This is a genomic window from Vibrio sp. 03_296 (genome assembly GCF_002265885.1).
Genome location: NZ_NPKW01001028.1, coordinates 1 through 638 on the forward strand (window position 1 = coordinate 1; position 638 = coordinate 638).

At 47.5% G+C, this 638-nt stretch carries 1 pseudogene; it reads right to left on the minus strand.

From position 1 onward, the window contains the following. Positions 1 to 543, minus strand: a pseudogene (locus CIK04_RS29615) (anaerobic C4-dicarboxylate transporter family protein); the annotation flags it as partial. Positions 544 to 638 lie beyond the last annotated feature (95 nt).

Consider the following 638-nt stretch of genomic DNA (forward strand, 5'->3'; position numbering starts at 1 on the left):
CAAACAGTGTTGCTGGCACAGTCACAAGCAGAATAGAAAGGAGCGTAATCTCATGATTGATATCAGAAAGCTGTGCAAGGTAGTAAACCACAGCCGCTGAGATTGGCGAGGCCGTAATCGCGAGTTTGTGACGCAACGGATGCGGCTGCCATCGGGCGCTCAGGTCGAATACCATTTTCAGTGCAACGTCACCGTATGATTGGCATGATTGAGTAAACCGCGTGGCCAGTACCCAACATCGAATGTCATGGTGTAGGTGACAAAAGGAGCAATGAGGGTAACGCGTTTCGGGTTTTTGCGCAGCATTCTTTCAGCCACTTGCAGCATGTACTTCAAGCCGCCCGCCGCTTCCAAAATAGACGCACAGGTCACGACCGCCAAAATGATCAGCATTACCGTGACAGGCGGGGACGTTGGAGGCATTTTGAAAACAAAAACTTCAATCACCAAACCGATGCCGGAAACGACCCCGAGACCGATACCGCCGTATCGAGAGCCGATGTATAGCATCAGCAAAAGGAACAGGAATTCCAAATACAACATATTGTTTATCCTTAACGAAATATTGGTGATGTCATTCTCGCGCGTTATACAAAAAAATAGTAAACGCGGTTCACATAACACTTTTATGCAAATTT